The 20,347-nt window shown below is 68.5% G+C and carries 19 protein-coding genes; 10 read left to right on the top strand and 9 right to left on the bottom strand.

Going from position 1 to position 20,347, the window contains the following annotated elements:
- Positions 1-17: 17 nt before the first annotated feature.
- From ABD743_RS09685 to ABD743_RS09665, 5 genes are all read right to left on the bottom strand, one after another.
- A complete protein-coding gene (locus tag ABD743_RS09685; RefSeq protein ID WP_344720906.1) occupies positions 18-1,094 on the bottom strand; it encodes a ferritin-like domain-containing protein in 1,077 nt (358 codons plus the stop codon).
- Positions 1,091-1,933: a phosphate/phosphite/phosphonate ABC transporter substrate-binding protein gene (locus ABD743_RS09680; RefSeq protein ID WP_344720904.1), complete on the bottom strand. Its 843-nt coding sequence runs from the start codon at positions 1,931-1,933 to the stop codon at positions 1,091-1,093. The genes ABD743_RS09685 and ABD743_RS09680 overlap by 4 nt, the downstream gene beginning before the upstream one ends.
- Positions 1,933-3,030: an acyl-CoA dehydrogenase family protein gene (locus tag ABD743_RS09675; RefSeq protein WP_344720902.1), complete on the bottom strand. Its 1,098-nt coding sequence runs from the start codon at positions 3,028-3,030 to the stop codon at positions 1,933-1,935. Before ABD743_RS09675 ends, ABD743_RS09680 begins: the two co-directional genes overlap by 1 nt.
- A gap of 334 nt (positions 3,031-3,364) precedes the next feature.
- Positions 3,365-3,808 (bottom strand): DoxX family protein, encoded by a 444-nt coding sequence (locus tag ABD743_RS09670; RefSeq protein WP_344720900.1) that lies wholly within the window; start codon positions 3,806-3,808, stop codon positions 3,365-3,367.
- Positions 3,809-4,052: 244 nt separating this feature from the next.
- Entirely contained in the window at positions 4,053-5,432 is a 1,380-nt protein-coding gene (locus tag ABD743_RS09665) for an FAD-dependent oxidoreductase (protein ID WP_344720899.1), read from the bottom strand.
- A gap of 70 nt (positions 5,433-5,502) precedes the next feature.
- On the opposite strand from ABD743_RS09665, the gene ABD743_RS09660 reads away from it, so the two are divergent.
- Positions 5,503-6,402, top strand: a complete 900-nt coding sequence (locus ABD743_RS09660) for an AraC family transcriptional regulator (protein ID WP_344720898.1) — start codon at positions 5,503-5,505, stop codon at positions 6,400-6,402.
- A gap of 184 nt (positions 6,403-6,586) precedes the next feature.
- A complete protein-coding gene (locus ABD743_RS09655; protein ID WP_344720897.1) occupies positions 6,587-7,057 on the top strand; it encodes a MarR family winged helix-turn-helix transcriptional regulator in 471 nt (156 codons plus the stop codon).
- A gap of 285 nt (positions 7,058-7,342) precedes the next feature.
- On the opposite strand, the gene ABD743_RS09650 is transcribed toward ABD743_RS09655, so the two are convergent.
- Genes ABD743_RS09650 through ABD743_RS09635 form a run of 4 tightly spaced genes read right to left on the bottom strand, consistent with a single transcriptional unit; the run spans position 7,343 to position 10,703 of the window.
- A complete protein-coding gene (locus ABD743_RS09650; protein WP_344720896.1) occupies positions 7,343-8,527 on the bottom strand; it encodes an alpha/beta hydrolase family protein in 1,185 nt (394 codons plus the stop codon).
- 46 nt (positions 8,528-8,573) lie between these two features.
- The gene (locus tag ABD743_RS09645; RefSeq protein ID WP_344720894.1) at positions 8,574-9,590 is read right to left on the bottom strand and encodes an SLAC1 family transporter; all 1,017 of its coding nucleotides are present in this window, start codon (positions 9,588-9,590) and stop codon (positions 8,574-8,576) included.
- Positions 9,591-9,607: 17 nt separating this feature from the next.
- Positions 9,608-9,757: a hypothetical protein gene (locus ABD743_RS09640; RefSeq protein ID WP_344720893.1), complete on the bottom strand. Its 150-nt coding sequence runs from the start codon at positions 9,755-9,757 to the stop codon at positions 9,608-9,610.
- Between the two features lie 34 nt (positions 9,758-9,791).
- The gene (locus tag ABD743_RS09635; RefSeq protein ID WP_344720890.1) at positions 9,792-10,703 is read right to left on the bottom strand and encodes an LLM class flavin-dependent oxidoreductase; all 912 of its coding nucleotides are present in this window, start codon (positions 10,701-10,703) and stop codon (positions 9,792-9,794) included.
- 743 nt (positions 10,704-11,446) lie between these two features.
- Between ABD743_RS09635 and ABD743_RS44435 the strand changes: the two genes are divergently transcribed.
- The 8 genes from ABD743_RS44435 to ABD743_RS09595 all read left to right on the top strand — a co-directional run bounded on the left by ABD743_RS44435 (position 11,447) and on the right by ABD743_RS09595 (position 20,207).
- Entirely contained in the window at positions 11,447-11,734 is a 288-nt protein-coding gene (locus ABD743_RS44435) for a helix-turn-helix domain-containing protein (RefSeq protein ID WP_379658974.1), read from the top strand.
- Positions 11,735-12,355: 621 nt separating this feature from the next.
- On the top strand, positions 12,356-13,165 hold the full coding sequence (locus tag ABD743_RS09625; RefSeq protein ID WP_344720886.1) for a mycofactocin-coupled SDR family oxidoreductase: 810 nt from the start codon (positions 12,356-12,358) through the stop codon (positions 13,163-13,165).
- A 63-nt stretch (positions 13,166-13,228) separates the two neighbouring features.
- Positions 13,229-13,834 carry a GNAT family N-acetyltransferase gene (locus ABD743_RS09620; RefSeq protein WP_344720884.1) on the top strand — a complete coding sequence of 202 codons (606 nt, stop codon included), beginning with the start codon at positions 13,229-13,231 and terminating at the stop codon, positions 13,832-13,834.
- Positions 13,835-14,410: 576 nt separating this feature from the next.
- Positions 14,411-15,421 carry an amidohydrolase family protein gene (locus tag ABD743_RS09615; RefSeq protein ID WP_344720882.1) on the top strand — a complete coding sequence of 337 codons (1,011 nt, stop codon included), beginning with the start codon at positions 14,411-14,413 and terminating at the stop codon, positions 15,419-15,421.
- A gap of 786 nt (positions 15,422-16,207) precedes the next feature.
- Positions 16,208-16,786: an isochorismatase family protein gene (locus ABD743_RS09610; RefSeq protein ID WP_344720880.1), complete on the top strand. Its 579-nt coding sequence runs from the start codon at positions 16,208-16,210 to the stop codon at positions 16,784-16,786.
- 93 nt (positions 16,787-16,879) lie between these two features.
- A complete protein-coding gene (locus ABD743_RS09605) occupies positions 16,880-18,268 on the top strand; it encodes an FAD/NAD(P)-binding protein (RefSeq protein ID WP_344720878.1) in 1,389 nt (462 codons plus the stop codon).
- 226 nt (positions 18,269-18,494) lie between these two features.
- Positions 18,495-19,031, top strand: coding sequence for a YceI family protein (locus tag ABD743_RS09600; RefSeq protein ID WP_344720877.1), 537 nt, complete (start codon positions 18,495-18,497; stop codon positions 19,029-19,031).
- A gap of 57 nt (positions 19,032-19,088) precedes the next feature.
- Entirely contained in the window at positions 19,089-20,207 is a 1,119-nt protein-coding gene (locus ABD743_RS09595; protein ID WP_344720876.1) for an NAD(P)-dependent alcohol dehydrogenase, read from the top strand.
- The last annotated feature ends 140 nt before the right edge of the window (positions 20,208-20,347 follow it).

The raw sequence follows: 20,347 nt of genomic DNA, 5'->3' as shown, positions 1-20,347 counted from the left end.
GGAGCTCCTGTACCGCGTCATGGCCGTCTGCGATGGCGGTGGGGGTCCAGGAGCCGGCGGCCAGTACGACGAGCGCGTCGAACACATCGGCGTTGAGTCCGGCGGTGTCGGCCAGGGCGTCGTGTCGGCGTTCGATCGCCGCGCGCAGTTTGCGGGTCGCGGCTGCCCTGGTGTTCGAGGTGGGCAACGCCGAACGCGACGTGACGTGCCTCGTCGACCCGAGCGAGGCGAGTGATCTGAGCGGTGACCGGGTCTGGTGCGTGCCGCTCGAGAAAGGCCAGCAGCGCGAGGAAGCTGCCCTCCCCGAGAACGGAGAGCAGGAAGGACGCCAGCGAGAAGTCCGGTTCGGCGAGCAACGTGGCCAGCGACGACCGTCCACCGGCCGAGGAGGTCCCCATCTCCCCGCCGTGCAGCAAGGCCCGGCGGGTGAACACGTCCATGTGGCGAGCCTCGTCCGCCGCCTGCACGGCGAGCAGTTGCTGGACCTCCCGGAAGTGCGGGTGCACGCGAGCTAGCAGTCCGGCGGGGACGACGAGTGCGGCCTGCTCGTTCTCCACGAGGTAGGTCATGACCTGCACGACAGCCGACTCCACGTCGGTGGGCACGTCCGCGCTCGCGTCCCAGTCGACCGCGGTGGCCGGGTCCCACTGCGCGGCGGCGGCGTGCGCGTAGAGCCGTGGCGCGAGGTCGGCCCAGACGACGTCACGATCGTCGAGGTCGAATCGCCCCTCCGGCCCGCCGGCCTCGACCAGGGCACCGCGGGCGGCGAGACCCCAATGGGCCGGTGGACGGGCGACGATCCCGTCCGGTCCGGGCCCACCGGCGCGTTCCGCGCCCGCCCACCGGTCGGCCTCCGCGGAGCCGCGCACGAGCTCCCAGGTGGCCGTGCGGTCCGGGACGGCGGCGAAACCGTGGCCCTCGCGGCGGGCCCAGGCGCGCAGGTGGACCCCGAGGGCCGGATCGCCCCCCGTGACGGTGACCCGGCCGCCGATCGGCACCTCGCGCAGCGACCTGCGGACGAGGAGATGGGCGCCCCGCTCGAAACCCAGGAAGTCGAGGTCGAGCGGGGCACCCGAGCGATGCCCGTGGATCACGGGTCGTACTCCCGCGCGGTGACCGTGCCGGTGGCGTCATAGAACCGGGCCTCGTCGACAGCTCGGGCGAGCGGGCCGAAGCCGCTCGTGCGGCCCGGCACCCACTGCCTGAGCCCTTCGAGGTCGAGCAGCGGGCGGACCTGCGGGTCGGCGTAGGACATCGACTCCAGCAGACGCACGAACTCGTCGGCCTCGGCGGCGGGTGCGGTGTCGACGATCGCCATCGTGCAGTGGTCGTAGACGTCGGTCTGACCGAGGATTCGGGTCGACCCGGCCGGTAGTGTGCCCTCCTGGCCGAACAGCAGGTGATTGCCATCGATCATGCATGCGGCGTCGACCTCGCCGGCCACCAGCGCGCGGGCGGCGTCGCGTTCCCCGCCGATATGGTCGCCGTGCAGGCCCGCCCCGACGTCGAAGCGGCGGACGCGCAGGTCGTCGACACCGGCGTGACGCAGGAACGACAGTGGGATCAGCGTCGACTGCGGCGAGTCGACCGCTCCCACGCCGACGGTGCGGCCCGCGAGGTCGGCGAGTGAGGACGCGGGAGAGTCGGCGCGGACGACGACCACCGAGGTGAGGTCCTGGTCGGTGTCACGCATGACCGCCGAGCGGACCGCGCGCCCCTTCGCGGCGGCCAGCCGCTCGGAGCGCAGCCATGCCAGTGGCGAGTTCCACGCAGCGTGGATCCGCCCATCGGCGAGGTCCTCCACTTGGCGCTCGTAGTGCGAGAACAGGACGTAGTCGAAGTCCAGGCCCTGCCGGCGCAGCCACTGCCGAAACCCGTCCCAGATAGTGACGACCTTGGGGTCGTAGGCGACCGCGCCCATGATCAGCGTCATCACGCACCCCCGAACAGCGGCAGCCCGAGCGTGGCGCGACCGACGAAGTCGTGCAGCGCCTCGGTGGTCGGTGCCATCACCCGCGCGGCGAGGGCGTCGCGGTAGCGGCGTTCGATGCCCAATTCCTTGCGGAACGCAGCGCCGCCGCACAGCCGCATCACCCCGTCGCCGACCTCGGCTGCGGCCTCGGCCGCGACGGCCTTGACCTGAAGTACCCGCAGCGTCGCGTCCTCTCGGCCGCTGCCCAGGGCGGCGAGGGTGTCGGTCAGGAACGCGCGGGTCAGGTCGACCCGGGTACGCAGGGCCGCGAACGCGAGGCGGCTGGTCGGCTGCTCGGCCAGGCTCTGGTCGAGGTGCTCGAGCCTGGTGCTCGTCAGGTGGGCGGCCGCCTCCTCGACGAGGGCCTCCATCAGCCCCAGCGAGACTGCGGCGTTGCCCACCAGGAAGGTGGGCAGCGCGGATCCCAGTGCGACGTCCAGCCCGGCGCCGTCGTCGCCGAGCCGCGCCGAGGTGTCGACAAGGGCGCCGTCCGCGGCCATGGGGCGTGAGGCGTTGCCGCGGAGCCCGAACCCGTCGAACTCGCCCGCGACGCCGACGCCCGGCGTGCTCGCGGGCACCAGCCACAGCGTCATCGGGCCCTCCGCGGTCACAGGGCGGCTCGACCAGACGTAACTGTCGGCCTCACCGGCCGAGGTCACCCAACTCTTCGCGGCATCCAGCCGCACCTGGCCGTCAGCGGCGGTCGCCGTGCTCACCGGCGCCCAGAAATGGCTGCGTGACCCACGCTCGGAGAATGCCAGCGTGCTCAGGTGCTCACCTGCGGCGATCGCTCGCCGGACGTCGTCCGGGCCGTGGCTCTCGAGTACCGACACGGCGGCGTAGTGCATCAGCACCACCATCGCGACCGAGGCGTCCGCACGAGCGATCCGCTCCAGGGTCACGGCGACGTCGGCGAGCGAGCCACCGGCTCCGCCGACCTCGGAGGCACTCAGCAGGCCCAGAACACCGGCGCCGGCCAACGCGTCGATGTCGGCGCGGGGGAACGCGCCGGTGCGGTCGACCTCGGCGGCCGACGGCGCGATCGTCTGATCGACCACGTCGACCAGGGCGGATGGGGGTGAAGTGACAGCGGTAGGCAACACACGCTCCTCGATGGACCGCAGGGCGGTCACGACGGAGCGGAGAGCTCAGCTCGATCCAGGTACGCCGCCGCGACCGTAGGGGCACCGCCCGACCGGACGGCAGACAGGGACAGCTCAAAGACGACGGAACACAGCCCCACCTCCCCCGCTGGGAGTGAGACCCGCGCGAGCGCAGCGGATCGGCACCCATGATTGGGCGTCCCCGAGAGAAAGGGCAAGGACCCCATACCGGACCGCGCTCGCGGCCTGTCGGCGCGGACCTCCCCCGCCCTGCGTCGACGCGCTCGCCTTAGTCGGCCACGACCATGTCCGGTCGACGTCGCCTCGACACCATGTGGTCGACGCTCAACCGTCCAGAACCGGCCGCAGCGAGCGCGAGTGCGGTCGCGCCGACCAACCCGGCCAACTCCCAGCCGCCGTTGGAGACGAACACACCGGACCCGACGTGCACGAACAACACGGCACCGAGCATCACCAGCGCGACGAGGACACCGACCACCGCTGTCGCTGCGCCGATCAGTATCAGGAGACCGCCGAGAAGTTCGACCGCGATGACGAACATCGCCGAGACCGGAGCGGCGGGAATTCCGTTTTCAACGAAACCCTCGGTAGTTGCGTCGATGCCCTTGGTCATGAGCTTCTGCCACCCATGAGCGATGAGGACGATGCCGAGGGCCAGCCGAGCCAGCAGGAGCGCGACATCTCGGGCCCGGCCGGGTAGAGCGCGGATCATCTGTGGAACCTCCCAGCTATATGACCTTGCACATTCCGGGCAAGGTCACGAACACGCCGGATTCAGCCATGGGATACCCGCAGATGGGCCGGTGGCCACACCACTACGCATGCCGGAACGCCGCCAACCGCGTTTCGCACCAGCCGGTCTCCGCGATTGCCGCACTCAACTCACCCGTGCGGAGTCTCGGGAGCCGGCCGCCCGGAAACCCTCCCCCAGCGCGGGTTTGCCGCGCCGCGCACGGTCAGCGGGCGGGCGGACCGGCAAGAACCTCGTTGAACGCCTCGGTGGACGACGGGTGCGTGTAGATGGTGTCGCGCAGCTCGCTCGCGGTCACGCCGTGGCGCATCGCGAGCGCGACGACGTTGATCATCTCCTGCGAGTCCACACTGAGCAGCGCGGCGCCCAGCACGAGGTCCGTTTCGCTGTCGACCACGAACTTCATCAGCCCGCGCGTCTCTCCGACGATCTTGGCTCGCGGCATCGCGGCGATGTCCGCGATCGCTTTCTCGACCACCTTCACCGAAAGCCCGCGTTCGCGCGCTTCGCGTTCGGTGAGGCCGACGCGGGCGAAGGCCGGGGTCATGAACACCGTGTACGGCACGAACTTCCGGTCCGCGGTGGATCGTTCGCCGCGACCGATGAGCTGGTCGGCGACGATGCGGTTGTCGTCGAGAGAGATGTAGGTGAACTGCGGGCCTCCGTTGACGTCGCCGATCGCGTAGATGTGCGGCTGGCTCGTGCGCAACACCTCGTCCACCTCGACGGCGCCGGACGGGGTGGTGCGCACGCCGGCGCGGTCGAGGCCCAGGCCCTCGGTTGCGGGCTTGCGGCCGGTAGCCGCAAGAACCTCGTCGGCCGCCAGCGTGTGCGTCGCTCCATCGACTTCGTAGGTGATCTCGACCCCGTTGTCGATGTCGCGCACTCGCGTGACGTGGGCTCCGGAGATGAACTCGACACCGGCTCCGCGCAGAATGCCGGTGGCCACCTCGGTGATGTCCTCGTCCTCGCGCGCCATGATCCGCGCGGCCGGATCGAGCATCGTGACGGCGCTGCCGAACTGGGCGTAGATCGACGCGAACTCCACACCCACGTAGCCGGCGCCCACGATCGCCAGGCGCTTCGGCAGGTGGTCGATATCGATCAGGTCGGTACTGGTGAGCAGGTGCGCGCTCTCCCGCAGGCCCGGGATGGGCGGAAGCACCGGCACGGCCCCGGTGTTGATCACGATGGTGTCGGCGGTGAGGTCGAGCATGTCCACCTGACCGGCAGTGACGCGCACGGTCTTGGCGTCGAGGAACGCCGCCCGCCCGGTGATCACGGTGACCGAGTCGAGCATGTCGAGCATGGCGTAGTTCTTGCTGCGCATGGCCGTTGTGAGCGCACGCGTCTGTTCGACAGCCGCCCGGTGCCGTTCGCCGGGGCTACCTACGCCGGGGCGCTCGGCGTGGTGGACGAGCGACTTCGTCGGGACGCAACCGATGTTGATGCAGGTGCCGCCGTACATCTTGGACGACTGCTCCACCATCGCGACGCGCTTGCCGAGCCGCCCCATCGTCGCGGCGAGCGTCTTGCCGCCCTTGCCGAACCCGATGACCAGGACATCGAAGTGCGTAGTCTCCATGTGTGCACGGTCCACCTCCGGAAGCGAGACGACCACGCGCTGACGCCTCACTTTTCGTCGGGATCGACTCATGGACGGCGTGAGCCGCATCGTCCGACTGGCGCGGCTCGAGGGCAGGGTCGATGTGCGCTGCCTGCTGGCCGGACGCATCACGCTGGACAACGCGCCGGCGGGGCCAGGAGAGGTGCCGTTCCACCTGGTGCTGGACGGCCGCTGCAGCGTGATCTCGGGCGCGTCGGCTGTGAACATGGGCCCCGGGGATCTGGTGCTCCTTCCGCACGGCGATGCGCACCGCGTGGCGGCGACCACGGGGCCGCGGCGCCAGTTCGTGGAGGAGCCGGGCGCGGCATTCCCGACCCGGCGGACGGTCGACGCCAAGCCCGAGCTGGACCTCTTCTGCGGCCACTATCGCTCGTTGTCGGCCACTGGCGCGCTGCTGTTCCGCTTGTTGCCCCAACTGGTGCACGTCACGCTGGACGCCCCTGCGTTCACCCTGGCGGAGGTCCTGCGTGGCGAGGCCCGTGCCGACGGCCCCGGCACCGGTGCCGTCGTCGCCGCGTTGTGCGACGCACTGCTCGCCATGACCCTGCGCAGCCGTCCCGATCAGCGCCTCGGCACGCCCAGTCTCTGGACCGCCATGGGCGACGACGCGCTGGGCCGTGTGATCGCTGAGGTCGTCTACCGCCCCGGCGAAGCGTGGACGATCGACCGCCTGGCCGCCGGGGCTGCGATGTCGCGGGCCACGTTCCTGCGCCGCTTCTCCGCCCGCACCGGTACGACCGTGGCGACGCTGGTGACGGCGATCCGGATGATGGTGGCCGCCGACCTGCTGGCGCATTCGGACCACTCGGTGGGCCGGGTGGCGAGTGAGGTGGGGTACCGCTCGGAGTCCGCCTTCACGCAGGCGTTCCGCGCCACGCTGGGAACGTCACCATCGCGCTACCGGAAGGACGCCGTACTGGGCCGATGACCGAGCCGGTGCGCAGATGAGCGCGGCGGGCACCTGCTGAAACCACTGCTCCCAGCGATGGCGTCGGGCCCTGCCACGTGATCTCGGGGTGCCCTCGCCGTGCGGGGCGCCTGTCGTAACGAGCCGCGACAGTTGTTAAATGACTGACGGGTGTGGCGGACAAGCGATAGGAGCAGGGCCAGTGGTGACCCGCGCGGAGCGGAACTCAACCGACCCGGATCTAGGAGTGCTCGCGGGCCGACTGTTGTTCGCGGTGCAGCGCGAGCTGTTCACGGCGCTGGCGGAGCTAGGCTTTGATGATTTGAAACACAGACACGGAGCGGTTCTAGCGTACCTCGATGCCGACGGAGTACGCCCATCCGAGCTGTCTCGTCTATCACACCAGTACAAACAGAACATCGGGACACTCATCGACGAACTGGAAGCTCTGGGGTACGTGGAGCGGCGGCCGGACCCGAGCGATGGTCGGGCCAAGCTTGTTTTTCCGACCGAGCGCGGCCTGGCCCAGATGCGCGCGGCCGACCTCATACTGGCCGCCATGCAGCGGCGGCATGCACAAATCGTGGGGCGCGAGGAATATCAGCGGTTCAAGCACATCTTTTTTCAAGTCACCGAGAATCAACGCGGTTACATTCGCCACCTTCCCGACGAGTGATCGGTTCTCGGAATGCTGTAGTACCGCTTCCGAGCCTCCTGTGGGTTCTCCTACGGGTGGATAGAGCGCATCCGTCCCGGCACGTCCGTTTTCACTTTCGGCGATCATGAAACTGTCGGGACCACTTGCAGCGTCTTCCCGGCTCCCCCCAGTTGACCACAGGGGCCATCGCGGGGACGGGCGTTTCATCGTCAGCCGGGGAGGCATTTCCTCGTTGAGGATTTGCGGGAGCGTTTCTCTCGGGGCCGGGTACGGTCCTCGCACCCGGCCCCGTCCGGGACGGTGTCAGCCGGCCTTCGGCAGAGTGATCCCGAGACGCTCGGCGATCCACGCACGGACCGCAGGCCAGATCTCGGGGTTGGCCGGGTCGACGGTGTCGAAGTGGCGTCCCCCGGCGCACTCGACGAACTCCGCCTGGCCGCCCTGCGCGGTGATCGACTCGGCGAAGGCGCGGCTGTAGCTCGCCGGGACCGCCTCGTCAGCGTCACCGTGCAGGGCCAGTACCGGCACCCCGCTCGCGCGCATCTGCGCAGGCGAGGTGACGGCGAAGCGCTCGGAGTCCTTGTCGGCGTGCGCTCCCACCAGCAACGGGACGATGCCGCCCGTCACCGCCGCGGCGACAGCCGGCCACACCTCCGGCCGGGCGGGCGGCGGGGCACCCCAGATCGGCTCGGCGTCCATGTCCTCGAGGGCGGTGCCGAACTTCTCGCCGTCGGCAGCAACCAGATCGAGCACCCCCGACAGCGACACGACACCAACCGGGCGCGCGACCGGGTCAGCACCGACCGCGCCCGTCGGCAGCGCCCCGCGCAGGCCGGCCCACGTCGCGAGATGCCCCCCGGCCGAGTGCCCGACGAGCACGATCCGCTCCGCGTCGACGGCGGGATCGATACCCACGATCGTGTCGACCGCGGCGGCGACGTCGGCGAACGTGCCCGGCCACCCCCCGCCTTCCTCCCCCACTCGACGGTAGTCGACGTTGTAGACCGCGATCCCGAGCGACAGCAGGTCCTCGACCACCGGCAGGATCTGCCTGCGATCCCACATCGCGGTCCAGAACCCCCCGTGGACGAGCACCACGCCCGGGAAGGGCCCGGATCCCTCGGGCAGGTACAGCTCGCCCACCTGGGAGGGATGCGGGCCGTACGCGACGGTCCGCACCGTGCGCGGCCCGTCCTCGGCGTCGTCGTATCGCGTCCCGCGGCGGGCCTCGACCAGCGAGTCGATCGTCGCGAAGAACGCCGCGATCTCAGGCAGGTTGCCCCCCTTTGCGGACGATTCGTCGTACGCGGCGTCGTCGGCCCACTCAACGGCGTCGAGCCACGTCCGCTCGTCCAGGCGGATCAGCTTGGCGGCGATGAACCCGCGGCGGTCAACGCGAAACGCCTCGATCATGGCGTGGCGTGCGCTCAGCATCTCGGAAACGCGATCGTTTCCGACGATGAACGTCGTGAGTTCGATGACGGACACTACTCAGCTCCAATTCTTCGAGTTCCGATGGTCTGCGGAGCCGCAGTCAGTGGGCCTCGCGGGCGCCGCTGACGGACTCCTGAGGTTGTAAGGCAGGCGCGACAGTGGGTGGCGCCGCGGCAGGGCTCGGCGGGAACAGCGTGCCGGCCACGAGGGCCGCGATCGAACGCACGGCGATCCCGCCGATCAGGACCGTGATGGCAGCCAGAACGATCCACGCCCAGGCGACGTGACCGAACGGCCTCGTGACCACGAGCCAGTGCAACACGACGGAGGCCACGGCCGCCCACGAGAAGGTGAACGCCCAGAAGCTGATCGAGAATTTCAGCCGCAGGAACATGGGCAGCAGCCGAATCTGGGAGAGGACGATCAGCACCCCGTAGCCGGCGAGGAACTGCGCGATCCCGTCGATGCGCCCGCCGTTGAGGCCGAACCAGGCCAGGCTGGCGACGGCGGCGGGAGCGACCTCGATCGCGAGTGTGGGCGTCAGCGCGGCCGGGAGCGCCGGGCGGAAGAAGAGCCGGGCAAGGATGATCGACCCGAGGACGAACCAGCACACCACGCCGTAGCCGAACATCACGTGACCGAGCGTGGGCTGACCGACCGCGGCAGCGCTCATCGCCGCGACCAGCCCGCCGGCGACGGTGGGCAGGAAGTAGCCGGGGTGAAGCTGGTCGAGCGCGTAGTCGCCATAGATCAGCTGCCCGGTGAACCACGACCCGTGAATCACTATGAGGACGATGAACAAGTCCGTCAGCGCGGCGCCGGCCGCCGGAGCGAGCGGGGCTATGCCGGCGGAGCCCAGAACCATCGGCGTGATCAGGGCGACGGACATCAACGGCCCGAGGACCGGATGGGTCAAGTCGCCACGAAGCACGCCATGCTCGAGCGCAGACGCGAGGTACGCGACGAGCACTGCCACCCAGGTGACTGCGGCGACGGCCAGGAGCGCCTGCGCGATGCCCTGCGGGGCGAGCCCGGCGCCGGCTGCCGCCGACCAGGTGCCCGCCAGCCCGGCCAACCCGAACGCGGTGCCGAAGATGTTCGGTGGAATGCGGGGCATCGTTCCTCCTCGGGCGCTCATCCGGCACCGGCCCGCGCGATGTCGAGGCCGACCTCTTCGGCCGTCACGGCCGGCTCGACGGTGTTGCGGATCCACTCGTGCCTCGACTTCGCGCGCCCCGTCGTGGGGTCGGCTGTGTCCGCGACGGTGAAGGTGTGTAGCAGCAAGGTGTCCTCCCGGACTCCCGGACGGTCGGCGACCTCAGACGGCGGACCGCTCCCCCATGCGCTCCCGGACGCCGGGCGCGACCTCTTCGGCGAAGAGCCGGATCTGCTGCTCGTCCACCTGTTCCGGCCACAGCACGAACGTCGTGAACGGCTGCTCGGTGGCCAGCCTGGTCAACAGCTCGACCCAGCCGGCGACATCGGCGCGGACCGGATCAGCGCCGGACTGCGCGAGCGAGCTCGGCGTCGGCGACCCCGCCGCGATGGTCCCGACAAGCTGCGCGACGCGCCGGATATCGGCGGCATCGCGGCCTGCCTCGCGTGCTGCCCGGCTCAGGACCTCGTTGCTCTCGGCCCAGCGCTCGTAGGGCAGGTACGAAGGGATCGGCGCTGCCCAGCCGTCGGCGGCGCGTCCTGTCAGCGCGAGGCTGCGTGGGCCCTGTGCGCCGATCCAGATCTCCACGCCGCCGGGGCCCGGCTCCTGCCCGCCGATCCCGCGGACTCGATAGAACTCGCCGTCGTGGTCGACGCGGGCATCGGCACGCCACAGCCCGCGCATGATCGTGATCCCTTCGTCGAGCGCCCGCAGCGCCTCGGGCGGGGTTCGCCGGGGCGCGCCCATGGACTCGATCGCATCCCAGTAGCCGCCTGCCCCGAGCCCCAGATGGAAGCGGCCCCCGGACACCCGGCTCAGCGCGCTCGCCGTGCGGGCCAGGACGGCGGGCGGGCGCAGCGGCAGATTGGCCACGTCGGGAAACAGCTGGATCCGCTCGGTGCGGGCGAGGAGATCGCCGATGACAACGAACGCGTCGAGGTATCGCCGGGCGTAGGGATGGTCCTGGACGCCGATGTACTCCAGCCCTGCCTGCTCGGCCACCGCCGCCAGCCGACGGGTGGCCTCGAGATCGAGCGTCGGGATCAGGGAGACGCCGAACCTCAACTCTGACATGGGGTTCTCCTTTTCGGCTTGCCCGGTTCGTCGTGGGCGTGCTGACGAACGTGGAGATCGCCAACTAGTCGAGTATTGTGATCAATTCGGTCGAACCGCATATGAAACACATCTACCGGAATTTCGGCGCTACGTCCCCCTTCGCGACACGGAAGACCACGGCACGTCGAGCTCCACATCCGGGTGGATGCCGACGGCGCGAACCGGCCTGAACAAGACATTCAGGACGAGAACCCTGGTGTAGCCGGCAAGGGAGGGGCGATCCTGCAGATCCGATAACTCTGCGGGATAGCGGCTTGGCGCTCTGTCGGACGCGCTGGGGGCCGAGATCGGCGGTCCGGACCGACCGGATGGCGGCGGGCGCGTCGGAAAGCAACCGGATGCTCTTGTCCGTACAGGTCGCGGCCGGGGCCACATGTTCCAGCGCGATCGTCTTGCCGTTATGGCGGCCGGCACGGGGGTCGTGACCGAGCGCAGCATGGACCTCGCGTCCCCGGCCATGCAGATGCCGGCGGCCTATCTCGGTCGGTTGTTCGAGATCGCCGACAGTCTCACCGCGCCGCAACGGATGGACGCCGGGCACGCCGCGATCGACCTGCTCGTGATGGCGCTGCGGGACGTCGTCCCCTCGGTACCGGGCTGCGACGGCTCCGCGGAGGTGCTGCTCGAGATGATGCGCAGGCACGTCCGCGAACACCTGGCCGACCCCCACCTGCAGGTGGAGGAGCTGGCGCGGCGGCACCATGTCTCGGTCAGTCACGTGTACGCCCTGTTCGAACGGATCGGGACCACGCCCCGCTGCCTACCTCCGCGAGCAACGCCTGCTCCCAGCACAGGTGATGCTGTCCGACCCGAGGCACGCCCGCCTCCCGACGTCGGACATCGCGGCTGCGGCAGGGTTTCTCGACCGCAGGACGTTCGAACGGGCGTTCCGGCGGCAGTACGGGATGACGCCCGGCAACTTGCGCAGTGAGCATTGCCACTCCGGGTCTGCTCCCGCAATCCCCAACGAGGAAATGCCCCTCCGCTGACGAGAAAACGCCCGTCCCCGAGATGGGCCGGTGCGGTCAACTGGGATCACAAGGTTGGGCCTCAAACACGTTCATGCCGACCGCCTGCAAGCCGTCGCGACGGTTCCATGACCAGCGATCGTAAGACGGACGTGCTCCTCCGGGCATGTCTGATTCGCGCGCAGCCCCACCGGCCGGCGGAGTGAGCACCCGGAAGGACAAGTGATCGAAACGGAACCCAGGCCCGCAACGTGGCGAGCAGCGGCAGCCACGGTTGTCTGCGCTTCACGTATCTCCGCGGGCGCACCGGTACGGCGCTTGCTCCCTGTCTTGGTCATGCGCGAAGCGGTTCGTCCTCGCGCAGGAGGGTGATCGGCTCATTGTCTGCTCGAGCAGCCGCGGAGGCGAGGAGTTGTCCGCCCGAGATGCAGCAATGACGGGGCACGCGGACAGCGTCGTCGCCCAGATCATTCGCATGGCCTGAATTCGCATTGACATGGTCTGCGCTGTCGCTGAGTTCGTTCCTATCGACGCGAGCCAAGTGATCGACGCCGTGACAAACGAGACGGCCGTCAGCGGCGAGACCCTCGCGGTCGGTGCCGGCCAGAGCACCACCAAACGTCGGACGAGGAGGAGATCAGCATGGCAGGACGTCTCGAAGGCAAGGTCGCTCTGATCTCCGGCGCGGCGCGGGGGCAGGGTCGGTCGCACGCGGTGCGGCTGGCGCAGGAGGGCGCGGACATCATCGCGTTCGACCTGTGCCGCCAGCTCGACACGGTGGCCTATCCGTTGGCTACGCCGGAGGACCTCGCGGAGACGGTCAAGCTGGTGGAGGAGTGCGACTGCCGGATCGTGGCGTGCGAGGCGGACGTGCGGGACGCGGCGGCGGTGCGGGCCCTGGTCGAGGAGGGGGTGCGGGAGTTCGGCCGTTTGGATGTGGTGTGTGCCAACGCGGGCATCGGCGGGGTCGTGGAGAACACCTGGACGATGACCGAGGACGAGTGGGAGGAGATGATCGCGGTCGATCTCACGGGGGTGTGGAAGACGGTGAAGGCGGCGGTGCCGGCGATGATCCAGGCCGACAACGGCGGTTCGATCGTGATCACCAGCTCGGCTGCGGGTCTGAAGGGTATGCCGGGCGCGGCGCACTATGTGTCGGCCAAGCACGGCCTGGTCGGTCTGATGCGCACCTTGGCCAACGAGTTGGCTCCGTACTTCATCCGGGTCAACACGGTGCACCCGACGGGGGTGAACACCCCGATGATCGTCAACGACTTCATGGCGCAGATGCTCTCCAGCGCGGACGGCTCGTTCAACCTGCAGAACGCCCTGCCGGTCGAGATGGTCGAGCCGGTGGACGTCTCGAACGCCATCGTGTGGCTCGCTTCCGAGGAGGCCCGCTACGTCACCGGTGTGTCGCTGCCGGTGGACGCCGGGTTCCTCCAGCGGTGACCAACCCGGCCACCCGCCAGGAGGTTGCTCATCTTCTGGGGCAACCCAAGAGGAAGTGTGGACATGTTGTCGAAGGTGTGTGTCGTTCGGTCGGACAGGTCGGACGTCGGTGAGGTCGTCGACATCATGTCGACCGCCTTTTTCGACGATCCTGTATGTCGTTGGTTTTTTCCTGACGAACGTCAGCGAGAGACCCAGCATCCCCCCTTCTTCTGGCCACTTGTCGAGGAGGCCTACACCAATGGGGAGGTCTACCTGACCGACGATCGAGCAGGGGCGGCGCTGTGGCTGCCTGTCGATGTATCGGCCCACACCCGGCCTCCGGACCTTGCCAGGATGTACGAGGACTCCGTGGGGCCGAGCAGTGCTGCTCGAATAGGAGTTTTCGGGGCGCTGAACGCGGCAATCCACCCCACGTCGATCAACCATGACTATCTGCCGTTCATTGCGGTTCGCCCTGAATGGCAGGGTAGCGGACGCGGGGCAGCATTACTCGATCATCGGCACGCCTGGCTGGACGAGCACAGTAGGCCCGCCTATCTGACTGCCAGCAACCAGCGGAGCGCGAAGTTGTACGAACGCCTCGGCTATCGCCGCCTTGCCGGCACCATCGACATGCCCGATGGCCCGAGCCTGTATCCCATGTGGAGAAATCCCATCTCGTCGTGATTCGGCGGGCGGTGAGGGCCCGTAATCGTCTGCCAACCCGACGTGGTGATCGACTACTCGCGCACTTCGAAAGGAATCACGATGGGTCTGGTTTCGTCCCATCGCCGGCATGCCGTGGTCATCGGCGCGTCGATCGGCGGTGCGCGACGCCGCCAAGGCGGATCCGGCGTCCGGCTTCTCGTGCGGTGATCGGACAGGATGATCGATTGTGCTGGGCGGCGGTTCAGGGCCGACATCTTCTTCGCACCGGCCCGATCCGATGCACACCGTTCCGTTAACCGGCACTCTCGACCATTCGACGGGATACGCAGAAACATTCCCCGGCACACACCGCACACGCGGATATGACCCCCGAGAGGGATATCGCAGCGATGCGTGCAGTCCTTACGGTCGGTATGCTGATCCGACGAATGGAAAATTCATCTGACCTCATTACAGTTCGGCATATTCGCCGGCCCCGTTCCGTCCGGCTAACGAGGACCCGACGCGGCGGTCGCACGTCGGGCACCTGCCGGCGACTGGGAACAAGACCGGAAAGCCGCCCCATGCGGATCTGTTCACAGAGAGGACATGCTTATGACCCGCTCCCGCGGCCGCACCGTGGACATCCACGCCCACGTCTTCACACCTGCCTGCCAGGAGCTCGTCGCCGGTCTCATGGAACCGGAATATGAACCGTTCTCCTACTACACGAGTGCGGAGACCAAGGAGCACCAGGCCCGGCACGTCGCCGAGATCGCGCCGATGATGACCGATCCCGTCATCCGGATCGCCGATATGGACAAGATGGGTATCGACATCCAGGCCATCTCGGTGGCGCCCCCGCAGTTCTACTACTGGACCGACGTGGAGCTGGGCCGGCGGCTGGCACGGATGCAGAACGAGAACCTGGCCTCGATGGTCCACGACCACCCGGACCGCTTCGTCGGGCTCGCCACAGTGCCGCTGCAAGATGTGTCCTCGGCCGTCGCGGAGCTGGAGTACTGCGTGCGGGAGCTCGACTTCCGCGGCGCGGAGATCAACACGAACGTCTTCGGGCTCGACCTCGACGACCCCCGGTACCGGCCGTTCTTCGCGAAGGCCGAGGAGCTCGACGTCATGGTGCTGGTGCACCCCAACGGCTTCACCCAGGGCCAGCGGTTTCAGAAGTTCTACATGTCCAACGTGATCGGCAATCCGCTGGACACGACCATCGCCCTCAACCGGATCATCCACGGCGGGGTGCTGGAGCAGTACCCGGGATTGAAGCTCTGCTTCGTGCACGGCGGCGGGTACCTGCCGTTCTACTCCGCTCGGATGGACCACTCCTACGAGCTGCGCCCCGAGGGCCGCCACCACATCACGCGGTTGCCGAGCGAGTATCTCAAGCAGGTCTACGTGGACTCGATGGTCTTCGACTCCGTGCACCTGCAGTTCCTGATCCAGCAGATGGGGGCCTCTCACGTCGTGCTCGGCACGGACTACCCCTTCGACATGGGGCACTACGACCCGCTGGGGCAGCTCGAGGGCGTGCGCGGACTGAGCGACGAGGACAAGGAGCTCATCCGCAGCCGGACCGCGTCGCGGCTGCTCAACATCAAGGACTGACGCCCGGTCCCTTCTACGCGACCGACCGGATCTGCTCCTCGCGCGGGCACCACAACGAGCCGTTCCCGCAGTACATCGCCGGGTGGCGGCGCTACACCCAGTACGTCGAGCCGGCCAGCCGGGCACGCGGCGACATCGAGAAGGCCGCGGCGGCCGCAGGGCTTCGGCGGAGACGACACGTCTGCGGTGCCGGCGCCTCGCCGGCTGGTGCGTCGATCAGTGGGCGCCGCCTGCCAGGAGCCGAGGCCAGGTCGAGCGTTGCAACGAAGGACTCTGGAAGTCGCCCCTCCAGTAGTCCGAATTTATTACGACCAGCGGTGTCATGAGAACGTAAGAGATCCGCGGTGGCCCGACCGCCTGAAGCCCCTCATAGTGAGGCGTTCGACGTCTCCGCCGAGATGCGAGTTCGCCCGATATCGTACGATTTGATCGTTCCGACCTGCCTATATGATCGCCCAGTGATCGAATTGAGCTTCCGGTCTCCGGTGACGCATTGATGAACACGCGGCTACTCAATGGCGCTCCCTACCCCACAACCTTGCGATGAGTCCAGGCCTGTGATAGTCGTGGACTATGACTACTTCGGCTCGGTGTGGGAACTCCTGATACCGGCCGAACTCCTGTTCGGCGATTCGCTCGCGCCGAGCACCGACGTTGCAGCGTGCCCCGACCTGACGGTCAGTGCCGACCGCTTGGCTCGCCCGATTTATGCCTATTCATGTCCAGATGTGAGGAGAAGTCATGTCGAACAGATTCACCGAGCGGCTGACCCGAGACAACGCCGCGGTGGTGCTCGTCGACCACCAGGTCGGCCTCTACAGCGGTGTCCGGGACATCTCGGTCGGCGACCTGAAGCACAACGTCGTGGCGCTGGCGAAGGCCGCCCAGGTGTTACGGCTTCCGCTGGTGGTCACCACGACCGCTGCAGACAGCATGTGGGGCCCGCTCATCCCGGAACTGGCCGCAGCACTGCCTGCGAACCTGGAGGTGATCGACCGGTCCACCGTCAACGCCTGGGACGACGAACGCGTCGTCGGCGCCATCCGGGCAACCGGTCGAAAAAAGCTGATCCTTTCCGGAGTGTCGACTGAAGTGTGTTTGGCGCTTCCGGCGATGGCCGCGATGGCCGAAGGATTCGACACCTACGGCGCGATCGACGCCTCGGGAACGTTCTGGCAGGCAAAGCGGGAAGCCGGTCTGGCGCGGATGACACAGGCAGGTGTAATCCCGGTCGACTACTCGAACGTGATGGTCGAAATCCTCGCCGACAATGCCGACCCGCTCGCCGTGGACGTCTACGCCGCTCTCGACATGCCCTTCGCTGTGCTCGTGGGCCAGATCGCCGACGCTTACACCAAGCGCTGAACTGAAAAGGGTGTCGACACCCGGGTCAGCCGCTATGCGGTCGACCCGACCCTCCGGTGTGCAATGTCGGGCCCGGGAAGATGGGAGTGCAGCGTGAGTGGCACCGTGAACGTGCAGGCAACTGTGGCGATCGTCGGCGGGGGCGCGAGCGGGACCCTCAGCGCACTTCACCTGCTGCGCACCAGCAACGACCCCGACCTCCGAATCACGCTGTTCGAACCCGACACCCCCCGCCGACACCTCGGCGTCGCCTACGGCACAACCGACCCCCGCCACCTGCTCAACCTCCGCGCACAAACCATGAGCGCATACCCCGACGAACCCGACCACTTCGCGAACTGGGCCCAACACACCGGCCACGGGCAGACACCCACCGACTTCCTGCCACGCATGGCCTACGGCAACTACCTGCAAGACCTGGTCAACCAGTTCAACGGCCACCGACTGACCACCGTCGGCGCCAACGTCCACGACATAGCACGCCACGAGGGTGGCTTCGAGATCACCACCGACAGCGGAACCGCCCAGGCCAGGAACGTCGTGCTCGCCTACGGCGTCTCCGCTCCCCGCCGACTGGTCACCGCGGCAGGTCCGGTCCACGACGCGTCGTGGCACCTGCAGAGTCCCTGGGATCTCGAAGCGCTTGCCCGCGTGCCCGACGACGCCACCGTCGTCCTCGCCGGCAGCGGCCTCACCGCCATCGACGCCGCCATCACCCTCCTGGACGACGCACCCCAGCGCCGGGTGGTGATGGTCAGCCGACGCGGCGAACTCCCCCGAACCCACCTCGAGCACGTACTGCCCGACTGGCCCACACCCATCCCACCCGGCCCCCTCACCGCCGACGGAGTCGCCCAACTGGTCTACGACCAGATCGCCGCAGCCCAAATCCGCGGCGTCAACTGGCGCGCAGTCCTCGACGGCCTGCGCCCGCAATCGCAGTCGATCTGGCGTCGCCTCAACCACAACCAGCGCCGACGCTTCCTCACCACCTACGAACACACCTGGCACGTGCACCGCAACCGCATGGCCCCCCAGATCGCCACCCGGATCACCGCCTACCGCGACACGGGACGGCTCACCGTCCACGCCGGCGGAATCCGGACCGTCGACGACCTGGCCACCCGCTGCCGCGTGCACCTCGCCAACACCGCCCTCGAAGCCGACGCACTCGTCAACTGCACGGGCCCCCTCAGCGACATCACGATGACCACCAACCCACTCCTGCGAGCCCTGCTCGACCGCGGCACCATCACCCCCGACCCACTCGGACTCGGCGTGGCCTGCACCGAAAGCGGTGAACTCCTCAACAGCTGCGGCAACGTCGTGCCGGGCATGTACACCCTCGGGCCGCCCACCAGAGGCACCGCCTGGGAAGCCATATCCGTGCCCGAAATCCGCAACCAAGCCGCCCGGCTCGCCACGCACATCACCAGCACCAGTGCAGTAAGCCGCACCGCGATGCCCGTCACCGGACAATGAAAAGGCAGAACAAGCCGGCGCGGATCGGCAGACCCGGCACGATCGGTCGAGAAGTGCAGGCCTGCCACTCGCGATCGCGTAATCAGCGACAAGACGATCCTCGATCCTCAACTCACGCTTGGCTGACGGCGGTCACCCGCTGACTGCCCCGACAGATCTGTGCAGATCGCTTACCCGAGCGATCGCGACGTCGACGGCCCCACAGGGCCCGCGCGAAGGAGAAACAATGAGCATCGACATCCCTGCCGGTCGATACGCCATCGATCCGGTCCACTCGTTCCTACAGTTCGCCACCCGCTTCGTGGGCGCGCGCGTGCGGGGGAGATTCAGCGGGCTGTCCGGCACCCTGGAGATCGCCGAGGATCTTGCGAAGTCCTCCGTCCAGGCGCAGATCGACGTGGCCACCCTGTCGACCGGAGTCGGCGAGCGTGACGACCACCTGCGCTCGGCGGACTACTTCGACGCGGCGAGCCACCCGGTGGCGACGTTCGCCTCGAACGGCCTCGTCGCGGACGGCGACCGCTTCCTGCTGGCAGGCGACCTGACCATCCGGGGCACGATCCGGCCCGTCGAACTCGAGGTGCGGTTCACCGGCGATGGCGAGGATCAGACCGGAACCTTCCGCATGGGCTTCACCGCGTCCGGGCGCGTCTCGCGATCCGCGTTCGGCGTGAACGGCAACGTCTCGAAGGTGGGCGGGCCGCTCCTCATCGGTGACGCGACCGACATCACCCTCGAACTCCAGGCCACCCGCGAGAGCTGACCTCACATCCGCGCGGCCGGGCCCGCCCACGCCAACGAGATTTGGAGCACTGCGACGATGAGCCGCCGAACCACCGCCATGTCGGTCAGTAGTGCGGGTGCGGAGTTCACCCGCCGGGAGCTGACGATCGACGATCCCGCCGCTGACGAGGTGCTCGTCCGCGTCGAGGCCGTCGGCATGTGTCACGCCGATCTCGCGGTGCGGGCAGGGGAATTCCCGTTCCCGCTGCCGGGTGTCGCGGGCCACGAGGGCGCCGGACGCGTCGAGGCAGTCGGGGCCGGAGTGACCTCGGTGCACCCCGGCGACCGGGTGATACTGACCTTCGACTCGTGCGGAGTCTGCGTGTGGTGCGTGTCGGGCGAACCGTCGCGCTGCTTGGAATTCGTGGCGTACAACTTCACCAATGGTGCGCGCCCGGACGGCACACCCACGTTGTGGGACGGCGACACACCGGTGCACGGCAACTTCTTCGGTCAGTCATCCTTCGCCGGCTACGCGCTGGCCCGCGAGCGCAACACCGTCCGGGTCCCGGACGTGGCGGCCGACGTCGCGTCCGCGGTGCTCGCGCCGCTGGGCTGTGGCATCCAGACCGGCGCGGGGGCGGTGCTCAACACGCTGGCTCCCGAGGCGGGTGGCACGGTGGCCGTCTTCGGGGCGGGCGTCGTCGGGTTGTCAGCGGTGATGGCGGCCGCGATGCTGCCGGTCAGCAAGATCGTCGTCGTCGACGTGCAGGACGCGCGCCTCGATGTCGCCCGCACGCTGGGCGCGACGGACGTCGTCAACTCCCGCACCGAGGACGCCCGCGAGCGGGTCACGGAGATCACTGGCGGCGGGCCGCAGTACCTGGTCGAGAGCAGTGGGGTGCCCGCGGTGCTGGCACTGGCGATCCAGACCCTCGCGATCGGCGGAACCGCCGCCGTCGTGGGCGTGCCCCCGTTCGGCGCCACCGCTCCGATCGACGTGGCCGACCTGGTCAACGGCAGCAAACGGATCATCGGCGTCGTCGAGGGACAGAGCAATCCACCGGTCTTCCTGCCCCGGCTGGCCGTGCTGGTGGCGACGGGTCGATTGCCGGTCGAGAAACTCGTCGGCATCTTTCCCCTGGAGGACATCGAGAAGGCCGCGGATGCCATGAAGGCGGGTACCACGATCAAGCCGGTGCTCGTCCCGTCATGACCGTCACGCTCAGCCCGGGTCCGGCCCTGGCACACGGCCTGCTCGCCTCGGTGGACGAAGTGATGCCGTCGCACGCTCCGACTCGCTATGCCGAGCCCGACCGCTCCCCCTCCTGCCGGCCGGCCACACGCACGGGCGCA

This window comes from Pseudonocardia yunnanensis (assembly GCF_039534065.1).
GTDB lineage: Bacteria > Actinomycetota > Actinomycetes > Mycobacteriales > Pseudonocardiaceae > Pseudonocardia > Pseudonocardia yunnanensis.
This window is presented reverse-complemented; position numbering and strand designations above follow the sequence as displayed.